The organism is Okeania sp. SIO2F5 (assembly GCF_010692685.1).
Taxonomy (GTDB): Bacteria; Cyanobacteriota; Cyanobacteriia; order Cyanobacteriales; family Microcoleaceae; genus Okeania; species Okeania hirsuta.
In genome coordinates, this window is sequence record NZ_JAAHGU010000250.1 from 1 (window position 1) to 4,925 (window position 4,925).

3 protein-coding genes and 1 pseudogene are annotated in these 4,925 nt (G+C 35.4%); 1 reads left to right on the forward strand and 3 read right to left on the reverse strand.

The genetic code is table 11. The features are described 5' to 3' along the window. Nucleotides 1-120: 120 nt before the first annotated feature. The 3 genes from F6K27_RS32390 to F6K27_RS32400 all read right to left on the reverse strand — a co-directional run bounded on the left by F6K27_RS32390 (nt 121) and on the right by F6K27_RS32400 (nt 4,045). Nucleotides 121-288 carry a hypothetical protein gene (locus F6K27_RS32390; protein WP_287279992.1) on the reverse strand — a complete coding sequence of 56 codons (168 nt, stop codon included), beginning with the start codon at nt 286-288 and terminating at the stop codon, nt 121-123. A 457-nt stretch (nt 289-745) separates the two neighbouring features. Next, nucleotides 746-2,419, reverse strand: a complete 1,674-nt coding sequence (locus tag F6K27_RS32395) for a peptidylprolyl isomerase (RefSeq protein ID WP_287279993.1) — start codon at nt 2,417-2,419, stop codon at nt 746-748. 264 nt (nt 2,420-2,683) lie between these two features. Next, on the reverse strand, nt 2,684-4,045 hold the full coding sequence (locus F6K27_RS32400) for a peptidylprolyl isomerase (protein ID WP_287279994.1): 1,362 nt from the start codon (nt 4,043-4,045) through the stop codon (nt 2,684-2,686). A gap of 369 nt (nt 4,046-4,414) precedes the next feature. Here F6K27_RS32400 and F6K27_RS32405 point away from each other — a divergent pair. Further along, a pseudogene (locus tag F6K27_RS32405) lies at nt 4,415-4,813 on the forward strand (peroxiredoxin); the annotation flags it as partial. Between the last annotated feature and the right edge of the window lie 112 nt (nt 4,814-4,925).

Genomic DNA, 4,925 nt, shown 5'->3' on the forward strand with positions numbered 1-4,925 from the left:
GCATCCTTAAAACTTTAACCTTTAGCGATCGCCTAATTTATGAAAAATACAGCTCATACAGTTACTTTTATGTTACATTATCAATATTTATGTAATATGTAAAGATGCCAGCGCTCATTGCTATAAATCTATCTCACTTAAATCGCACTGTTTCCATAAAAATGATACGCACCAATTATCTTGTAGTAGATGATTAATATCTTCAGAATTAGCTGCTATAACTGGTGCGGACAAACTAAAATAAATTAAAGAAATGACTAAGGTAATAGCGGCTAAAAATTTCATCATATCTCGTTATTTTGATTGAACTTAAATTACATTTTTTTGAACCTCTGAAAGTAGAAAATACCAGAACAGGAAAAAATTATCAATTTGTTCGATCAACTATACTTGGTATGTATAGGAGACAATAGGGAACAGTGGTGCAACCCAGCGTCGGCGGCAAACGCACCTGGTAGCGCACTAGGCGTGATGGAATATTGGAAAAGCATTTTCCTGGGTAAGGTTCATCATCAGTCTATGTCCTAATCAACTTGTTCCTTGCTATAGTGCCATTACTGTATTTGACTTATGAAACAGCTCAAACAACAGAATATAAATAATCAAACTTCTTCCTTCTACTATAAAAAAGAAACTTTATTCAAAATCAATACAATATAAAATTCGCTAGTACAACTTTAAAACATAATCATAATATGTAAAAATTTTCTAGCGAACTTAATAATACTTTTAATCTTACCATTCTTTAACCAAGACGAAGAGCATAATCAGTCTCAGGTACTGCAAAAATGTTATTTTCAACATCTTCTATGGAAGTATCTGAAACTACTCCTAATATAAATCCACTGTCGGACAGTCTAATTACTGTGTCATCATCGAATAATTCATAAGTTAATCCTTCAGAAGGAATGAAATTAGCAATCACGACAATTCGATCGCCATCTGCGACATTAAAATCAGTAATCAAGTCAGCTTGGTCTATTTCATCTATACCATCAACAATATAAGCATCAGTTCGCAGAATAAAACTATCTGCACCTAAACCACCAGTCAGGATATCAGCACCATGATCCCCAATGATAATATCATCTCCTTTGCCACCTATTAATGTATCAACACCTTTTCCACCTCTGACTAAGTCATGACCGTCACGACCGCTAACTATATCATCACCTTCGTTTCCACTAAGGATATCTGTACCATTGCCACCAGATATTTCATCGTTACCTTCCAAACCCATAATTGCGAAAGATGAATCAGTATCAGCATCGCTTATTTCGAGAACATCAATAACATCATCACTCTCTGTTCCAATGGCGGTTGTGAAGGAAGAATCAACAACATCTATATCCAGCACGCTCTCACCGTCATCATTTTCAGCTACCTCAGTTGCTTCTTCTGAATCTTCATCTTCTTCAACAGCGCTAGCTATTTCATCACCCTCATCATCATCATCACTGTCTGAATTTTCTTCTGCTTCTTCCCCTTCTCCTTCTTCTTCTCCTTCTCCTTCAACTTCTTCATCAACAGTTTGCGTAATTTGACTGGCAAGGATAGGGTCATCTAGTACGGATGTCTCAACAATATCATCATCTGGAGCAGAATTAGCATCACTATCGTCATTTTCAGTATCTTCATCCATATCCATAGCAAGAACATAAGATACCTTCACTTCATTGTCCGCATTAACCCAATCATTGAGTAAATCTGAGTCAGTAGCTATCTCTGAAGTTCTACTAGATATATCTCCGTCAACTACCCTAGCGACAAGAATGCGATCGCCCTCTCGAATCTCTTGCACAAAATCAAAACCTTCAGTCACTTCACCAAATACTGCATAACCACCGTCCAGTTGATTGGCAACATCATCTAAGGTGAAGTAAAATTGCGAAGAAGCTGTATCTAGTGCTTGACTTCGTGCCATAGCAATTACCCCTGCTTCATGGGATAACTCTACTGGATCGGCAACTACTTCGTTATAAACAATTTCTCCTGTGTCTGCAACTTGAATTTCCAAAGGTATTTCCCGTGGTGCTTCTGTTGCAGGGTCAATATATTTCCCTGAACCTAAACCTTCAATTGAAAAATTCTCATCTCTTCCCTGGGGGTCGCCACCTTGAACTACAAAACCTTCTACAAACCGATGGAATGCCAGAGCATCATAGAAATTTTGCTCTACCAGATCGACAAAGTTAGCTGCTGTGACTGGAGCAGCGGCGGAATTGAGTGTAACAGTAATTTTTTCTTTCTCACCACGTTCTTCTTCATTCTCATTTTCCTCTTCTTCATTTTCATTTTCTTCTTCTTCTTCTTCCTGGGATACCTTTTGTACCACCATTTCCACTCTAATTTCTTGACCTTCTAAATCAGCTAATTCTAGCTCTTCTAAATATTCTGCGGTACTTTTTTCTTCGTCCATTTCTTAATTAGCTCCTTATTTTTCCAAAATTTGCTACTTTATTATATTCTATCCTTAAATTTTGTTGGCGACAAAACTGCTTAAATACAGGAATAAGGTCAATTGAAAATGAGGATAAACTTCTTTTAATCATTGTTGAGCACTACCTAATTTTTTTCATTCTTGTACAGTAAAGTATAAGAAATAAAAACAGCTCTAGTTAAAACTAAAATACTTGATATTATATTCCTCTTTTTCTACTAATAAACTTTTCCATAAATTCAATTATCCAATTCTCAAAGCTGCATCTCCAAAAGGCAGTGCATCAGGAACAGAAATAGTAGTAAAATCGAAAAAGAAACTGGCACTTCTCACTTCCTCTGCTGTCGAATTATTCACAGTACCAAGAATCCTATTATCTTCCTCTGTTTCACCTTCTAATTGAATAACTGTATTATTTCCTTCTTGAGTAAAAGATAGGGAAGATATTTGTACCGAAACACCTATTCTATCCCCTTCTAAAAAATTAAAATCTGCGACTGTATCTGCATTATCTTCTTCATTTTCTATTAATGTCAAAATAAAAGTATCTGCACCTGCTTCACCAGCCAAATTATCCGTACCAGCATCACCAATTAAAATATCATTTCCTTCCCCAGCAGTTAATACATCACTATCTTTACCACCACGTAAAAAATCATCTCCTCTACCACCAAATAAAGTATCACTATCTAAGTTGCCATTCAGAATATCATTATCAGGACCACCAGATAATAAATCAAACCCTTTTCCACCCCGAAGATAATCAGAACTATCTCTACCATCTAAACTATCATCTCCTTGATTACCATTAATTACGTCATTAAGTATTGAACCTGTAATTTCATCATTTCCTTCTAATCCTAATACACCAAATACTTCTTGAGATAATTCTGTAGAAATTGGAAAAATATCATCTCCTTCTGTTAAAACTTGAAAGAAATCAATAGGTAATGGAATATTGGCACGATTAACAATATTAATAAAATTATTGAGTAGAGTAGTATCAGTAATAATTTGTGAAACTCGACTAGGGATTATTCCTTGAGTAACTCTCGCAGCAGTAATACTATCGCCTAATTCTATTTCTTCTATAACATCTAACCCATCTATTACATTACCAAATACGGCAAAACTACCATCTAATACTGATAAATCATTCAAGGGAATATAAAATTGAGAAGATGCAGAATTTAACACCTCTATACGAGCCATTCCAATTGCACCTACTACATTTGGCAGTTGTAATGGAGGAGAAACTATTTGATTGTAAATAATTTCTTGCCCAAGTCCTAACGGCCGAATTTCTAAAGGAATAAATCGAGTTTCATTTGTTAGTGGATCGACAAAATTACCACTTCCTAAAAGTTCCAAAGGAATATCTGGATTTCTACTGAAAGGGTCTCCTGCTTGAACTAATGAAAATTGTGGTTGATTTTCGATGCGATGAAATCTGACACCATCATAAAAATTTCGTTCTACTAAATCAACAAAATTACCTCCAGTTATTGGTGCATTTATACCATCAATTTCTATAGTAACTATTTGATTATCAATCACCATTAATACTGTTGCTGGACTTGATATTTGTGGTAAATCTTCTTCCATTTTTCCTAATTTTATGGGTAAAATTTTTGTACAAGTTGCTTATTATATAATAAATTTTCTGGCTTTTCTGATAAACGCTATTTTTCCTCAAAATCCAAAATAAAATATTAGATTTTAACAATTTCCCCAGAGAAAATTTTTTCCTAAATTTATCTTTTCTTTTATGGGTTTAATACCCCACTGTCACTTGCGGTGCTGAAAATTGCTTGGGGTTTGTAGACACGGAGTGGCGTGTTGAAGACTATCCATCAGCAATTTTCCCTTCTGCCTTCTGCCTTCTGCCTTCTGCCTTCTGCCTTCTGCCTTCTGCCTTCTGCCTTCTGCCTTCTTCAAGTAAACTTATATGAAGTAGAGTTTTCATCGTAAATTATGACCACCCGTCGGAATCTAATTAGCATATTTTTAGCTAGCTGTTTAGCTTTGATAACTTGGTTTAACTTTATTCCTAATACTTGGGCACTTGGAGGAAAATTACCGGAGTTATACCAACCAGCACCAGAATTTACTTTACCCACGAATACTGGAGATGGAGAAATTTCTTTATCTGATTATCGGGGTAAGTGGGTAGTGCTTTATTTTTATCCTAAAGATTTTACTTCTGGTTGTACTATTGAGGCACGGAGGTTTCAACAAGATTTACCAAAATATATTTCTAGAAATACTCAAATTTTAGGTGTTAGTGCAGATGATATAGACTCTCATGCAGAATTTTGTGATTCTGAGGGATTGAAATTTCCATTGTTAGCTGATACGGATGGAAGTGTTAGTGTGCGACTCGTTGGTTAGTCAAACTGCTGAAAAGCAGATATATCTAGCCTTCCATGGCTAATCTTAAAGGAGGTTAAATATTTGGCCATCGGAAAACTCTTATTTCCTTAGT